General features: G+C 60.1%; 13 protein-coding genes and 1 rRNA gene. 7 read left to right on the top strand and 7 right to left on the bottom strand.

The features are described from left to right. The first annotated feature begins 74 nt into the window (after positions 1 to 74). The 3 genes from acpA (at position 75) to ACP7B3_RS17855 (ending at position 3,736) form a co-directional block, all read left to right on the top strand. Positions 75 to 1,775, top strand: coding sequence for an acid phosphatase (acpA, locus tag ACP7B3_RS17865; protein ID WP_426179964.1), 1,701 nt, complete (start codon positions 75 to 77; stop codon positions 1,773 to 1,775). Between the two features lie 122 nt (positions 1,776 to 1,897). Further along, positions 1,898 to 3,067, top strand: a complete 1,170-nt coding sequence (locus tag ACP7B3_RS17860) for a hypothetical protein (RefSeq protein ID WP_426179962.1) — start codon at positions 1,898 to 1,900, stop codon at positions 3,065 to 3,067. Positions 3,068 to 3,211: 144 nt separating this feature from the next. Then, positions 3,212 to 3,736 (top strand): SET domain-containing protein-lysine N-methyltransferase, encoded by a 525-nt coding sequence (locus ACP7B3_RS17855; protein WP_242195002.1) that lies wholly within the window; start codon positions 3,212 to 3,214, stop codon positions 3,734 to 3,736. On the opposite strand, the gene can is transcribed toward ACP7B3_RS17855, so the two are convergent. Next, positions 3,733 to 4,377 carry a carbonate dehydratase gene (gene can, locus ACP7B3_RS17850; protein WP_426179960.1) on the bottom strand — a complete coding sequence of 215 codons (645 nt, stop codon included), beginning with the start codon at positions 4,375 to 4,377 and terminating at the stop codon, positions 3,733 to 3,735. The genes ACP7B3_RS17855 and can overlap by 4 nt on opposite strands. A gap of 139 nt (positions 4,378 to 4,516) precedes the next feature. Here can and ACP7B3_RS17845 point away from each other — a divergent pair, with 139 nt between their 5' ends. Next, entirely contained in the window at positions 4,517 to 4,921 is a 405-nt protein-coding gene (locus ACP7B3_RS17845; RefSeq protein ID WP_426179958.1) for a serine kinase/phosphatase, read from the top strand. Positions 4,922 to 5,040: 119 nt separating this feature from the next. On the opposite strand, the gene rimI is transcribed toward ACP7B3_RS17845, so the two are convergent. Beyond that, positions 5,041 to 5,493, bottom strand: a complete 453-nt coding sequence (gene rimI / locus ACP7B3_RS17840) for a ribosomal protein S18-alanine N-acetyltransferase (protein ID WP_003188286.1) — start codon at positions 5,491 to 5,493, stop codon at positions 5,041 to 5,043. Next, positions 5,486 to 6,229, bottom strand: a complete 744-nt coding sequence (locus ACP7B3_RS17835) for an energy transducer TonB (protein WP_145165603.1) — start codon at positions 6,227 to 6,229, stop codon at positions 5,486 to 5,488. The genes rimI and ACP7B3_RS17835 overlap by 8 nt, the downstream gene beginning before the upstream one ends. A 187-nt stretch (positions 6,230 to 6,416) precedes the next feature. Between ACP7B3_RS17835 and mksB the strand changes: the two genes are divergently transcribed. Genes mksB through mksF form a run of 3 tightly spaced genes read left to right on the top strand, consistent with a single transcriptional unit; the run spans position 6,417 to position 11,228 of the window. Next, positions 6,417 to 7,694 carry an Mks condensin complex protein MksB gene (gene mksB / locus ACP7B3_RS17830; RefSeq protein ID WP_426180447.1) on the top strand — a complete coding sequence of 426 codons (1,278 nt, stop codon included), beginning with the start codon at positions 6,417 to 6,419 and terminating at the stop codon, positions 7,692 to 7,694. Beyond that, on the top strand, positions 7,684 to 8,391 hold the full coding sequence (gene mksE / locus ACP7B3_RS17825; protein WP_426179956.1) for an Mks condensin complex protein MksE: 708 nt from the start codon (positions 7,684 to 7,686) through the stop codon (positions 8,389 to 8,391). The genes mksB and mksE overlap by 11 nt, the downstream gene beginning before the upstream one ends. After that, positions 8,388 to 11,228, top strand: coding sequence for an Mks condensin complex protein MksF (mksF, locus tag ACP7B3_RS17820; RefSeq protein ID WP_027606957.1), 2,841 nt, complete (start codon positions 8,388 to 8,390; stop codon positions 11,226 to 11,228). Before mksE ends, mksF begins: the two co-directional genes overlap by 4 nt. Positions 11,229 to 11,398: 170 nt before the next feature. Here the strand turns inward: mksF and ACP7B3_RS17815 are convergent, their stop codons facing one another. From ACP7B3_RS17815 to rrf, 4 genes are all read right to left on the bottom strand, one after another. Next, positions 11,399 to 13,702, bottom strand: a complete 2,304-nt coding sequence (locus tag ACP7B3_RS17815; protein WP_106578504.1) for a PqiB family protein — start codon at positions 13,700 to 13,702, stop codon at positions 11,399 to 11,401. Next, positions 13,695 to 14,318: a paraquat-inducible protein A gene (locus ACP7B3_RS17810; protein ID WP_145165468.1), complete on the bottom strand. Its 624-nt coding sequence runs from the start codon at positions 14,316 to 14,318 to the stop codon at positions 13,695 to 13,697. The genes ACP7B3_RS17815 and ACP7B3_RS17810 overlap by 8 nt, the downstream gene beginning before the upstream one ends. After that, positions 14,305 to 14,964, bottom strand: coding sequence for a paraquat-inducible protein A (locus ACP7B3_RS17805; RefSeq protein ID WP_242195010.1), 660 nt, complete (start codon positions 14,962 to 14,964; stop codon positions 14,305 to 14,307). Before ACP7B3_RS17805 ends, ACP7B3_RS17810 begins: the two co-directional genes overlap by 14 nt. A gap of 327 nt (positions 14,965 to 15,291) precedes the next feature. Beyond that, positions 15,292 to 15,407: ribosomal RNA gene (gene rrf, locus ACP7B3_RS17800) — 5S ribosomal RNA — on the bottom strand. Positions 15,408 to 15,576: the final 169 nt, after the last annotated feature.

The raw sequence follows: 15,576 nt of genomic DNA, 5'->3' as shown, positions 1-15,576 counted from the left end.
TTCTTTTCGTCACATTGCATTGCTACCGTCCTGCGAAATATCTTGAAACAACCACCGCGCAGGGACTCCCAGCAATGAGTGACGAGCACGAAGACCGCCCTTCTCCCGATTCCATCGCCCAACCGCCGGTAGACACCAGCCGCCGGCGTTTCCTGGGGGGCGCGGCGGTGCTGGGGGTCGGCGCGACCTTGAGTGCCTGCGGCAACACCGGTGAAACACCGACCACACCGGTGACGCGACCGCTCACACCTCAAGAGCTGGACAAGGCCTTGCACGACCAGGTGAAAACCGTGGTGGTGATCTATGCCGAAAACCGCAGCTTCAACAATTTGTTTGCTGATTTCCCTGGCGTGGAAAAACCACTGTCGGCGCTCTCCGGCGCCGATGCCCAGCAACGCGACCGCGACGGCAGCCTGCTGACCAGCCTGCCGCCAACCTGGGGCGGTGTGTTGCAAGTCGGCCCGCAAAGTGTCGACGGGGTGACCTACCCCAGCGAAGTGCAATTCCAGGAAAACCTGCCCAACGCACCGTTCGCCCTCAAAGGCCCGAACGCCGAAGACCTGCCTTTGAGCCTGGTCACACGCGATTTGTGGCACGTGTTCTACCAGAACCAGATGCAGATCAACGGCGGCAAGAACGACAACTTTGTGGCCTGGGGCGATTCCGGTGGCCTGGTGATGGGCCATTACGCCCAGAGCCGTTATTCCTTGCGCCTGTGGGATGTGGCCAAGGAGTTTGTGCTGTGCGACAACTTCTTTCAGGGTGCATTTGGTGGCTCGTTTCTTAACCACCAATACCTGATCAGCGCCACCGCGCCGTTTTATCCGAACGCCGCGCAGTCGGTGGCCAAAGCGCAGATTGCCACGCTGCAAAGCGATGACCCAGCCGACCCGCGTCTCAAGCCGCTGGACAAGTCACCCGCCAGCGCCATGACCGGCCCACCGCAGTTTGGCCCCAGCGCACTGACGCCGGATGGCTACGGCGTGAACACCCTCGCCCCGCCGTACTGGCCGACCTGGATTCGCGACCCGGACAACCCGGATTACTCCAAACCCGACCTGCCCAACGTACTGGTGCCGCAGACCCACGAACACATCGGCGACAAGCTGTCGAAAAAGAACGTCGACTGGGCCTGGTACGCCGGGGCGTGGCAAGCGACGCTCGACCAATTCAAGGACTCGGGCGGCATTCCGAAAATTCCCAACTTTCAGTATCACCACCAGCCGTTCAACTACTTCAAGCAACAAGGGCCAGAAAACCGCGCCGAGCGTGATAAACGCCTGCGCGATGGCGGCTTGGGTGATGAGGCAAGCACCAACAAATTCTTCGCCGACGCCCAGGCCGGCAAGCTGCCTGCCGTGAGCTTCTACAAGCCTCAGGGCAACCTGAACATGCACGCCGGTTACGCCGACGTAGCCTCGGGCGATCGCCACATCGTTCGCGCCTTGAAAGTGCTGCAGGAAAGCCCGCAGTGGAAAAACATGGTGGTGGTGGTGACCGTCGACGAGAACGGCGGCTGGTGGGACCACGTGGCACCGCCCAAGGGTGACCGCTGGGGCCCGGGCACGCGGGTTCCGGCGCTGGTGGTGTCGCCGTTTGCGCGCAAAGGCACCGTGGACCACACGGTTTACGACACGGCATCGATCCTGCGTCTGATCACCAGGGTGTTCCAGCTGGAGAAACTGGACGGCCTCAAGCAGCGCGATGACGCGATGATCTCCCGCGGCCAGACGCCCATGGGCGATTTGAGCAACGCATTGCAATTCAGGCTGTAGGTTTTCTTATCCAATAACGACACGCCTGGCGATTTAGCACGCGGTTTTCCTGGTCAGCCGCTACTGTGTGCAGGTGGGCTTTCACCCCGCGCAGACGGGCTTTCGCTGACAAGGAACCAACTATGTTCAAACCGACCAGGCTGTCCTTCACCTTGGTCGCACTGCTGGCCAGTGCGGTCGTACACGCCGATATCGAAGTACCACTGGGCAGCACGCAACGCGTCACCCAAGTGTTCGCGTTTCCCAATAACTGCAACGTGATCTGCTTTCGGCCATGGACGCTGGAGCAGACCGCCGAGCACTACCTGAACCAGAGCTTGCAGCGCGACGGGTACAGCCGCGCCAAGGTCAGCGTGAAAACCCATGACGGCGAGGTCGTGGCGACCTTCAGCGGCGTACCTGACCACTACGGCCAGCCCCTCACCACGCTGCTCAACACCGCTGACCTGGCCTACCAAGGCGCCAGCAAACTCAACACCGACGGCAAATGGGCCTACAACTGGTACCTGTTCCTGCCGCTGGGCATGGCGCTGGAAAACCGCAAAAGCATCGAGCTGCTGCACTTCCCGCCGGATTACTCGCTGACCCAGGCCCAGGATTACCTGGAATCGGCCACCACGGATCGCTGGGCCACGTTGCTCACCGACAACGGCATCCCGGCCACCGAAACCCCGGCCTACCAGACCATCATCGATATCGCCCCCATCGCCGCGCCGTCCAACGCGGGCAAGGACCTGGAAACGGTTTACAGCTATTTCACCGACTATCAGACCCGCATGGTCAAGGAACTGAGCCTGCACGCCAACGGCTCATTGCCGATGGTGGCGTTCGGTGCGCCGGTGCGCAGCTGGATCAAACAGCAATACGGTCAGACGGTGGCGGTGTTGGGCCTGGCGCAGATCAGCCCCACCGAGGGCAAACCCGTGTCGGTGCTGGGCGCCAACCACCCCAGCTACATCTGGTATGCGGCAGACCCTGCCACCTACGACGGCAATGAACAAAAAGCCGACGAAGCCGGTTTGAAGGTGATGGGCCAGGATTTGAGCGCTGCCTGCTGGCAAGCCGGCATGGGACAGAAGCCCGCCAGCGATCCGAATGTGTTGCTAAAGGCGTGCATGAACACCTGGCAGGTCACGCGCAAGGAACAAACCTGTGAGTTGTTTTACACCTCGGTCCGCAACCTGACCCCGGAACAGGCCAACGCCAAATGCGCCACGCCCGCGATCAAGTCCCAGTTGAAACAGTTGAAGGGCGTCGTGCCGGCAGCATCTCTTACCGCGCCAGCGCTATAGAGCGCACAAACAGAACGGTTTCTACTGTCAGATTTGACAGTAGAAATCGAATTCAACTTGGGCGAGTCTGGGGTCGCACACATTCGCTGCAAGACTGGCAGTCAGACAACTCAGTAGGTCGATGCAGCCTAGGCCAGGAGAGTTATGAAAACTCAAGCCATGGATAAGGCTAAAACCAGCACAAAGGACTGCCTTTACCCTTTCAAAACCCTGCTTTTTGAGCCGGGCTATCCTTCGACCGAGCAATTTCTGCCCATTCAGGACGCTAACGGATTACCCGCCGGGGTCAAGGCGCGCATCGCCTTTGACAGCCGTGTGCGCATCGCCAAGGTTTCCGGCTATGCCGTGGGTGAGCGGCGCCCGCATACGCTGCAGCTGTCGCCCCGTATCCACTTGTATGACTGCTGGTTCTGCGGCCTGTTGTTGCACTCCTGCGACCCGAATGTGTTTTTCGACACCACAGACCTGGAGCTCTGGACCGTACAGCCCATCGCGGCCGGCACCTTGCTGACGCTGGATTACGCCAGTACCGAGGACGCGCTGCCCCAGCAGTTCGCTTGCTTGTGCGGCGAGCTGAACTGCCGGGGCTGGATCACCGGCAGCCAGGAGCCGTTAAACAGCGAAGGTCAGGCGTTCATGGCCCGGTGGCGTGAACGCAAAAGACCTTAGGCTTCGCCCAACGGGCGCAGGCGGTATTGCGGCGGCAACTGCTCAAACCTACTGATGGTGGTGTTCAAGCTTTTCCAGCGGCCATCCTTGATGCCATAGATGCAGCCATGAATCGACAGGCTCTGCCCACGGTGCCAGGCGTTTTGCACAATGCTGGTGTGGCCGACGTTGGCCACCTGCTGAATCACGTTCAGCTCACAAAGGCGATCGACGCGCTCTTCTTCGGTCGGCAGCTGCGCCAGCAGGTCACGGTTTTCGTAATAGAGATCACGAATAGTGCGCAGCCAGCCGTCGATCAGGCCGAACTGGCGGTCCTGCATCGACGCACGCACACCGCCGCAGCCATAGTGGCCGGTGACGAGGATGTGTTTGACCTTGAGCACGTCGACTGCGTACTGGATCACCGACAGGCAATTGAGGTCGGTGTGCAGCACCACGTTGGCGACGTTGCGGTGCACGAACAGATCACCCGGCAACATGCCGACGATCTCGTTGGCCGGTACGCGGGCATCGGAGCAACCGATCCACAGGTATTCCGGGGTTTGCTGGCGGGCAAGCTTGGCGAAGAATTCGGGATCTTCCTGTTTGATCGCGTCCGCCCAGCGTTCGTTGTTATCAAGCAGGTCTTGTAGTTCGTTCATCAGGGAAAGCCTCAGGAATGATGCGCAGCTGTGTGACAGACAACCGCTCGTCCGGGTCACGCCAAGCCGTAATTAGCTTGAATCTTTAGGGCGCCGTGCCTGTCCACACACTATAAGCCCCACAGTATGAGGATTAGCCATGACTGAATCACGACGTCCCTACGGCGCTACGCAGCCGGAACCGATTGACGACAACGAAGACCGCATGGGCTCGATACGCGAGCTGGATTTTGACGAGGAAGAACCGACCGCGGAAATCGGTGATGAGATTCCGCCGGCAGAGCGCGAGCAATTGATGCCCGACGAACGGGTGCGCGAAGCGGGCATGACTGGCGCATCGACGGCGGACCATGAGCCGACTGATGATGATATGAGCCCGGAAACGCTGATCCATGAGGACGGTGCGCGGGATGCGCGGGAAGAAGGCGAGGATAATCCGGCGGATTACGATCTGAGCATTGTCGATGAAGATGAGATTGGTGGCGGCAATGGCCTGGATGAAGCCGAGTTAGCCGATATCGATCCGGTCGACGGTAACCGCTGATACAGCGCGGTTCAAAATGTGGGAGCGGGCTTGCTCGCGAATGCGATCGTTCAGTCAGTAAATCTTTGACTGATACACCGTATTCGCGAGCAAGCCCGCTCCCACATTGGCTTCTGTATTCAGTCCACTAACGTGCAGGCCATCACGACGGCATCTTCGCGGCCACCCACGGCGGGGTAGTAATCGCGCCGACGGCCGATTTCATTGAAGCCGTAACGCTCATACAGGCGGAACGCCCCCGTATTGCTGTCGCGCACTTCCAGGAAGCATTCCCGGGCATTGGCGGCATAGGCGCGGGACATCAAGTGTTCCAGCAACGCCAGGCCCAAACCCCGGCCCTGGTTTTCCGGCTTGACGGTAATGTTCAGCAGATGCGCTTCATCGAGGATGATCTGCACCACGCCGTGGCCTACCTGCTGCTCACCTTCAAACATCAACCAGATCTGGTACTTGCCCAAGCCGTCGAGAAAAATCCCGCGGGTCCACGGATGGCTGAACGCCGCGTATTCAATCTTCAGTACAGCGTCGAGGTCCGCCTCGGTCATTGGGCGGAAAGATAAAGCTTCACTCATCGGTACTTTTCCAGCGCGCCATCAGCCGGCGCATGGCTTGCCATACATCAGCCTTACGCTGTGGCTCTTCCATTAATAATTCCAGGCCCGGCAGGGCCCACACCGACCCAAGGCCCTCGACCTGCAGTTCACGGTACCAGGCCTCGGCATTCGCCTCGCCGGCAAACCGCACGGCGGGCAGGCCGATCAGCCACAGGCACACGCATGGCTCGTCTTCGAGGCGCGCCGAAACAAAACCTTGCACAAAATCCCGCGCGGCTTCCGGGCCCTGGTCCATGTTGCCACGCACCAGCAGCGGCCAGCGCACCGGGTCGCCGACGATTTGCGGGCTGTCGGGCAAGCCGGCAGCGCGCAGCATGTCCTTGAGCAACATGTAAGCCGGGTCGCGGGTCTGGAAACGCTCGCCTGTGGGTAACTCCACCAATAGCAGGCAACGCCCGGCCCGCAGCAATTGCAGGGCAAAGCGCGGCGGCGGCACCACGGGCGCCTTGGCTACCGGCGCAACCGTTTCGGCCACCACTGGCTTGGCCATTGGTGCCGGGCGCGGCACTTCGACCTTCGCCCGCTCGACGACAGGGCGCGATTCGGGTGTGGGCTTGACCACGGCCACCGGCGCAGCCGCCTCTTCCCCCGACACGTCGAACGCCTCATAAGGCTCAAGCGCCTGCAGCAGCTCGGGCCGCGACGGGGCGGCAAACGGCAGTTCGGTGCGGGGCAGCCAGTTGACCACCTGCATGGCGGTCAAGTAAGCGCGACGTCGGGACTCGATAAGCACAGCTCGGCCACTTGTGGATAACTAAAGAGCGGGGATTCTACCGCTGTTCGGTAACAATCGCCCACTGCGCACTGACCGGCTGTGGATAAATCCCGTGCCTGATGCAGTACAATCGCGACTTTTAATCGCCAACCAGCCGGCCATTCCCATGATCGAACCCAAGCGCGTCCTGCGCGCCCTCGCCGAACACTGGGCCTTACTTGAGCCACTGTGCGAACACTTCGACCAAGGCACCTTGAGCCTTGGCGAACTGCGCGCGCAACTGGCCGCCCAACAACTGGACAGCACGCCCCAGGACATCACCAGCCTGCTGGACGTGTGGATTCGCCTGGATATCCTGGTGCCTGTCGCCAAAAGCCCGAACCGTTTCGAGCTCAACGCACAGATCCACGACTTCCTGGCCTATCTTCGCAAGGAGCACCGGCTTGGCCTGTGCCTGGAAATTGAAGCCTACTTGCGCCACCTCGAGCGCCTGGCCGGCTACATTCAGGACGCTTTCGACATCCGCGATGGCCACGACCTGGCCCGCCAGCTGCGCCTGCTGGACATGCGCGTACGCGATGTATTGAAAAAACTCGCCAACGACGAGCAAGCCCTGGCCGCCGTGGCCGACCGCGCCAAGACCAGCGACCGGCAGATCCCGTTGCGCCAGCGTTACGCCGAAGTGCTGGCGACCTGGGACGAATACGTCGAGCCGATGATCCAGCTGGTGAACGCCGACGGCGCCTTCGAGCAAGGCGTGCGTAAGGTCGAAAACGTGCTGTTGCGCATGCTGACCGAGCAACAACGCCTCGGCCACTTGGTCGATGACGACATGCTGCTGCGCACCCACGCGCGCATCCTCGAAATGCAGACCAGCGCCCAACTGACCTTGCGTCATGCGCGCGAATTGCTGCTGCCGCTGCGTGAAGAAGCGCGCCGGCACAACGCAGTGACCCGTGGCGCCGCGCTGGCCTTGTCGGCCATCCGCCGTAAAGGTCTGGACGCCGTGCCGCAAGCGGCGATGCCGATGTTCACGCGGCCGCAAAGCACCTTTCTCGGCAGTGCCAGCCAGGTCGAGGCCTATGTGTACGCGCTGGCGAATTTCGAGCCGAAACCGGCACGTTTCCCCAAGGCGCACAAATCCCACAAAGGCGACGCCCAGCGTGCACCGCGCACGGTCAAGGAAATGCTCGAGCGCTGCGAAGATGCGCTGCCGATGCCAGACCTGATGACTTGGCTGCTGGAGCAGGAACCGGACGGCGCCACCGACGAATTGTTGTACTGGTTCTCACGCCTGTCCCGTGAAAAACGCTTCAAGCGCGAACGCCTGGAACGCCGCGACTACCACACACACGAGCACCAGGTCAGCCTGCGCTCATTCGCCCTGCTCCCGGCCGGCACCGACGCCGCCGAGAATTCTGCGAGCACACCTCATGCATCTTGATCTATCCGAAATGTCCCAGCTGGCGCCGATCTTTCGCGAGCTGTTCAAGGGTTACCACGTCAGCCGCCGCGACCCGGAGCTGTACGCGCAACTGTCGAACTTCCAGGACCAGTACCGCACGCTGTTCAAGGCGCTGGGTTTTGAACTGGTGTGCGATACACGCGGCTTCTATTACTTTGTGCCGGACTCGGCGATTGCCAGCGCGCAAGTGAACAAGACCGCCCAGCGCCTGGCGCTGTTCACCTTCATCCTTGTCGAGCACCTGGCCGACCAGGGCCGCGACCCGATCGCCGTGCTCGACGGCGGCAGCCTGGGTCGTGACGAGTTGCCGTCGTTGCTGGAGAAGTACCGCGACCTGTTTATCCAGGCCGAAGTGCAGACCCAGGAAGAACTTGAAGAAAAAATCATGCGCCGCATGACCCAGCTGGGTTTTGCCAGCGAAGACAACGGCGTGTATCGCTTCCTGCCGCCAATGCACCGTTTCCTCGACGTGTGCCTGTCGGTGCAGCAGGACCGCGACCTCGCCGCCAGTGTGCACAGCGTGCTGCCTTTGCCGGCGCCGGTGATCATCGACGAAGACAGCGATGAAAAACTGCTCAAGACCGACGACCCGCTGGACTTGAGCGACTTTGACGAAGAAAGCGAAGAAGACGCCCTGGCCCGCGCCATTGCTGAAGAACAGGAGACCGACGCATGAGCAAGGAACGCTACGGCATCCGCCGCTTCGCCCTATTGAACACCGCCGGTTACAGTTTGGGCCTGTTCCCGCTGGAAGAACCGCTGTCGGTGTACGGCGCGAACAACCTGGGTAAATCCGCCTCGATCAACGCCCTGCAGTTCCCGATTCTGGCGCGCATGTCGGACATGAGTTTCGGCAAGTACACCCTGGAGCAATCGCGGCGCTTCTACTTTGCCACCGACACCAGCTACATCCTCGTGGAAGTCTCGCTGCCCCACGGCCCGCATGTGATCGGCGTGGTCGGGCGCGGCCCGGGCGGTGGTTTCGGGCACCAGTTCTTTGCCTATGCCGGCAAACTGGACCTGGCGCATTACCAGAAAAACGACACCTGCCTGCGTCAGAAAGAGCTGTTCACCAACCTTGAGCGCGAAGGCCTGAAAGCCTACGAGCTCAAGCCGGATGAACTGCGCCGTTTGCTGGTGGGCGGCCACACCTCGATCCCGCTGGACCTGACCCTGATTCCGCTGCGCTCCACCAGCGAGCAGAGCCTGAAGACCTTCCGCGCACTGTTTATCAACCTGTTGCACATGCGCGAAATCACCGCGGCCAAGCTCAAGCAATTGTTCCTGGATGCCTTCGAACACAGCCTGCGTTCCGGCAGCGTGGACTACATCGCGGCGTGCGAAGAAGCGTTCCGCGATGTAAGGCGCATGGAGCAGGATTACAACTCGCTGGTGGCGGCCGGCCCGTTGGTTGAGGCGTTGGCCAATGGCGTTCGGCAGCGTGATGTTCTGCGCGGCAAACTGCATCGCCTGTCGCCCTTGCTGGATTCGTTGCTGGGCACCTGGTCGGACTACGCCAGTGCGCGCAAGGAAGAGCTGACCATCCAGGCCGAGCATTACCGCAATGAGCAGGACGCGCTGCAAAACGATCAGCGCGGTGGCACACAGGAGCTGATGCGCCTGGAGCGCGAAATCAGCGGCATCCAGCGTTGGCTGGGCGAGCTGTCGGTGCTCAAGCATCGCTTCGCCCTGGTGGATGACGTCAAGGTGCTGGAGCAGCAGCTGCTGGCGGCCAAGGATGCTCACGATGAATTGGCGGGTGCCCTGGCGCAGTCGCGGCAGTTCAGCGCCGAGGATTTGGACGAGCGCTTGCGCGATCTGGAAAAACGCTTGAAGTCGGTCAAGCAGCAGCTCGACCACGCGGACAACAACAGCTACGCCAAACTGCGCGAAGAGTTTTCGCAGCAGGATGTCGAGCGTCTGATGCGCCTGTTCAACAGCTCGTTGTTCAGCCTGCCATTGGGCGAGCACGGCATCACGCTGGATGAGGACGGTCAGTGGGTCAAATCCCTGGAGCAGATCCTCGACGGCTTCAAAGGCGAGCGCTTCGAAGTGCCGGGGCTGTCCATCGACATCTCGCACATCGAGCCACCGGCGTTGCAGGCCCTGGCGGACCGCGCGGCATTGCGCGACCAGAAAGAGCGCCTGGAAAAAGAACTCAAGCAACTCAAGACCCAGCAAGCCGTGGCCTCCGACCGCGCAGCGAGCAAGACCCAGACTGAAGCGCTGTACCAGCAAGTGCTGGATGCGCAGAAGGCACTGGAAGACTTCCGTCGTGCTCAGACCCTGAGCGCTGAAGAAGGCGAGAAGCTGGAAAACCTGGCGCAAATGGAAGCCGCCCAGGATGAGTTGAAGCGCTCCAGCGACGCCTTCACCGAACGTGTGCAGCAACTGTCGGCCAAGCTGCAATTGGTTGGGCGCCAGATTGGCGACATGGAAGCCAAGCAACGCACGCTGGATGACGCGTTGCGCCGTCGCCAGCTGCTACCGGCAGACCTGCCGTTCGGCACGCCGTTCATGGACCCGGTCGATGACTCCATGGATAACCTGCTGCCGCTGCTCAATGACTATCAGGACAGCTGGCAGGGTTTGCTGCGCGCCGATGGCCAGATCGAAGCCTTGTATGCGCAGGTTCGCTTGAAAGGCGTGGCCAAGTTTGACAGCGAGGATGACGTCGAACGTCGCCTGCAACTGCTGATCAACGCGTATGCGCACCGCACTGACGAAGCCCTGACCTTGGGCAAGGCGCGTCGTGCAGCCGTCACCGATATTGCGCGCACCCTGCGCAATATCCGTAGCGACTACGACAGCCTGGAACACCAGTTGGCCTTGTTCAACCGCGAGATCAACAAGCGTCAGGTGTCCAACCTGCAAAGCTTCCGCATTGTGCTGGCGCCGAACAAGGAAGCCCTCAAGCATATCGACCAGATCATCCACAGTGCCGGTCAGTATGAAGAAGGCGAGACGTTGTCGGTGTTTGACCTCAGCCAGAGCGCCGAGCAAGACAACAAGAACGAGGAAGCCAAGGAGTACCTGGCGCGCCTGGTAGCCGCCAACCACAACCAGTTGGGCCTCAAGGACCTGTTCGAGCTGGCATTCGAGATCACCAAGGTGCATGGCCAGCCGGTGATTCACACCGACATCGACGGCGCGGCATCCAACGGCACCACCATGACCATCAAGGCGCTGACCAACATGTACTTGTTGCTGCACTTGATGGACCGTGATCAGGCCGGGCGTGTGCGTTTGCCGTACTACCTCGATGAGGCAGCGGACATCGATGAGAAGAACCAGGCGGCGCTGCTGGAAACCAGTTTGCAGCTGGGTTTTGTACCGATTCTGGCCAGTGTGAAGCCGCAGGTGTCCGCCCAGGTGGCGATCGACCTGGAAGGTGGCAGTGGGCCGAACGGCATCTACATTGACGAGGCGGACTGGAAGTACATCCGTCGTCACGATGTGGTGAAGGCGACCGTGAATGTGCAGGCGGATGAGCCGGAGTTGGATGAGGTTTGATCCACTGAGCTGAAATGCAAAAAGGCCCCTGGATGAGCATCCAGGGGCCTTTTTTTCGTCTGTTATGGCCTCTTCGCGAGCAAGCCCGCTCCCACAGGTGACCGCATTTCTACAGGATAAATGCGCTTGAATGTGGGAGCCGGGCTTGCCCGCGATGGCCGCGCCTCGGTTTATTTGCCGAGCGAAATCTTAGGCGCCCAGGTCAGCCATTCATCTTCAAACTTGTCGAACAGCGGGAAGGTCTGCTGCGGCCGGGCGGCATTGCCCATGCGCTCGCCGTCTGGCGTGGCGAAGGCGATACCGCCGGCGACCAGCGTCTCCAGGGATTCAGTACGCACTGTCGCGCCTTTGAACAGGCCGAAGTCGAGACCGAAACCGCTGGTGTTCCAGAAGCGGCTGCCGCTGCGCACCAGTGGCGCGTACTTGGGCTCGATCAAGATATGGATCAGCACGCGGTCGGCGGTCTGACCCAACTCGTAGCCGGTGACTTTGCCGACGGTGACCTCACGGTAGGTGACCGGCACGCCTTCCTTCAACGAGCCACGGCGTGCGGCGCTGAGTACCAGGCTCAGGCCCTCCTCCTGACGGGCCGCCTCCGGTGGCTTGTCCAACGCGACGAAGCTCTTTTGTGGGCCGGCGTTTTTCGCGGATGGCTGCACCTCGATGTATTGGCCCGTGACCAGGGTTTCCAGGTTCGAGGTTTTCATCAGGCCCAACTCGGGCTTGACCACCCAGAACTGGCTGCCGGCGCGGGCGATCCGATCGGCCACTTGGGTGATGCGCGCGCTGAGCAATACCGACTGCATATCGGCACTGAGGTCGACGCTCTCGATCTTGCCCACGTCCAGGCCTTTGAAGCGTACCGCGGTGCCGGGGCGCAGGCCGTCGGCGCGATCGACCTTGATGGTCACCAGCGTGCCGTGTTGATTGGCGGCTTCGCGATCAGCAAACAAACGGAAGCGCGGGATACGTTTTTTCAGCGGCACGTTCGGTTCCGGGGTCTCGAAGGCAATACCGCCGGCCATCAAGCTGGCCAGGGATTCACTCTTGACCTGGATGCCACCGGTGAGCCCGCCCGTCAGCGTGACGCCGCTGGCATTCCAGAAGCGTGTCGAACCGTTGACCAGGTTTTCGTATTCCTTTTCGATGTGAACACCGATTACCAATTGCTTGTTCTTGCGCGAAAACTGGTAGCTCTGTACCGACCCCACCTTGACCTGTTTGTAGAGGATCGGGCTGCCGACATCCAGCGAGCCGAGGCTGTCGGTGAACAACACCATGTGCAGGCCGGGGGAACGCAGGTCCAACGGTGGCGCCTTGGCTCGAGCGACGAATTCGCGCTGCGGCGCACTGCCTTTGTCGCCAGGGCGAATGGCGATGTAGTTGCCTTTGACCAGCGCTTCCAGGCCGGTGATACCGGCAAGCGAGATGGACGGTTTGACCACCCAGAACTGGGTGTCTTGCACCAGGTAGTCTTCGGCAAGCGGGTCGAGGGTCAGCTCGGCATTGGCGCTGGACAGGTCGGGGTCAATCTTCAGGGTTTTCAGGCTACCGACCTGAATCCCTTTGTACATGACCGGTGTGCGCCCGGCCTGCAGACCTTCGAAGTCGGTGAGTTTGACCTTGACCTTGAGACCGGCCGCCGCTGCGTCGAAGTCTTCGTACAAGCGAAACGGCAGGCTTGGATCGGTGGGAGGGCTGTCTTTGCGGTTCTCGGGTGTGGCGAAAGCGATGCCGCCGGCAACGATGCTCGAGAGAGACTCGCTGCGCACCTTCACGCCGGAGAGGTTGGCGTCGATGCTGATGCCGCTGGCGTTCCAAAAGCGCGTATGTTTGCGCACCAGGCTGGCGTAAGTGGGCTCGATGTAGACCTTGATCTCGACCGTACTCTGGTCTTCGGACAACAAGTAGCTTTTGACCTGGCCAACCTGAATCTGCTTGTAGAACACCGGGCTGCCACGGTTGAGCGAACCCAGGCGATCGGCCTTGATGGTCAGGTGCAAGCCGGGCTTGGCGTCGGATAAAGGCGGCTCTTCGGAAAGGGCCTTGAATTTGCGGGACGGCTCGCCGTCTCCAGGGCTGGCGGCGATGTAGTTACCCGAGACCAGGGTTTCCAGGCCGGTGATACCGGCGAGGCTGACGCTGGGTTTGACCAGCCAGAAACGGGTGTTGGTCTTGAGGTATTGCTCCACATCCTTGTTCATCTCGATGGTGGCGATCACCCCGCGATTGTTGCCCTCGTCGTCCAGGGCCAGGGTCTTGACCTTGCCCACGGGCATGCCTTTGTAGACCACTTCGGTCTTGTTGGCCTGGATGCCTTCGCCGCTTTCAAAGCGCACCTGGATCTCGATGCCTTGTTGGGAATAGGCACGCCATCCCAGCCAACCACCGATGATCAGGGCAATCAGGGGCAACACCCAAATGGCCGACCAGTTGGAGGCCGGGCGGGTTTTAGCTTTTGGCAAATCACTCATGGTCGTCGTCCGACTCCGTGTTGTCCCAAATCAGTCGGGGATCAAAAGTTACTGCGGCAAGCATCGTCAAGATCACCACACTGGCGAACGCTGCAGCACCGAGATTAGCCTCGACACTGGCAAGTCGCCCAAAGTTAACAACCGCGACCAGGATGGCAATCACGAAGATATCCAGCATGGACCAGCGGCCAATGAATTCGATAAAGCGGTACATGATAATGCGTTGTTGTGCGGACAGCGGCTGGCGACGCTGCACCGAGAACAACAGCAGGCCAATGCCCACCAGCTTGAATGTCGGTACAAGAATACTGGCAATAAACACCACAGCAGCAATGGGGAACATGCCGTGCTGCACCAGCTGGATCACGCCGGCCATGATGGTACTTGGATCGCCCTGGCCAAGGGAGTTAACGGTCATGATTGGTAACAGGTTGGCGGGGATATACAGGATCGCCGCCGTGATCAGTAACGCCCAGGTACGCGTAAGGCTGTTGGGACGACGGGCGTGGATCAGCGCACCGCAACGGGTGCAGAGCTGCTCATCGGTGTCGGCCTCTTGCTTGTTCAGCTCGTGGCATTCGGTACAAATCAGAATGCCTGCATCAATCGCCCGCATGATCATCCTCTCCTGACAACGCTTGCCAGATCTGGTGGGGCGACATCACCACCTCAAGCAGCACCTGAACCATTAATAGACTGATGAAACAGATAAGTCCCAGGCCGACCGTGATGGAGGCCATGTCGGCGAGTTTGACGATCGCCACGAGCACGCCCATCAGGTAGACCTCCAACATTCCCCAGTCTTTCAAGTGATGGTAAATGCGGTAGAGCAACAACCCATAGCTGCGGCCGATCTTCCAGCGAATGCTCAGCAGCACAGCCAATTGGCAGAGCAATTTGAGCAATGGGATGCCCATGCTGCACAGAAACACCACTGCTGCGACACCTTGCATGCCGGTATCGAACAGACCTACAACGCCGCTCCAAACGGTGTCCTCTGAGGACTGCCCGAGTAGATTGAGCTGCATGATGGGTAAAAAGTTCGCAGGGATGTACAGCAATAACGCGGCAATTACCAAGGCGAGGCTTCGCTCAACGACATTGTAGCGGTGAGCATAGAGCTCGTAACCGCAGCGTGGGCATTGAGCCTTTTCGCCTCGAGCGAGCGTGGGCTTGCGCATCAGCAAGTCGCACTCATGGCATGCCACCAGATCGTCCAGGGGTAAATCCGACACCGCTGGGGTATCAACCGGATCGGGCATAGTTAGGGCTCGAACTCTAAAAAAGGTTAGGTGCCTATTCTAATGGTCTGGTTCAGAAATAACTGTGCAAATTTGTCGGCCGGGATTGAGCCACTGGTCAAGGGGGCGGTTGCGGCATGCGGCGCGAATAATGGGATGACGGAGCGTCCGCTGATATTGGCGATCTCGGGGAGAAGGGTGGGCTTTCGCTCGATACCAGAGCGTTCGCGTTATTCGGAGAATGCGCGTTTTGCTGGCGTTCGTTGCCAGCACGCTTGCACCTGCGCTTTTCGACCGCCCAAAACAAAACCCCTGTTTGCGTTAGCAAACAGGGGCTCTGGAATTTAATCTTGACGATGACCTACTCTCACATGGGGAAACCCCACACTACCATCGGCGATGCATCGTTTCACTGCTGAGTTCGGGATGGGATCAGGTGGTTCCAATGCTCTATGGTCGTCAAGAAATTCGGGTACTGAGTCGTGACCATGTGGTCTCGCTTCAGCAAATTGGGTATGTGACAGCTTTCGGTGTTTTGTGAGGTTCGAACTTTCGGTTCATTTCGTCTTCACACACCGCAATCTGGTGCTCTTTCGCTTTTCAGCTTGAAGCAAGCAAATTGCTTGGGTGTTA

It is taken from the genome of Pseudomonas sp. TWRC1-2, assembly GCF_049896685.1.
In the GTDB taxonomy this organism is placed as follows: Bacteria; Pseudomonadota; Gammaproteobacteria; order Pseudomonadales; family Pseudomonadaceae; genus Aquipseudomonas.
This window is presented reverse-complemented; position numbering and strand designations above follow the sequence as displayed.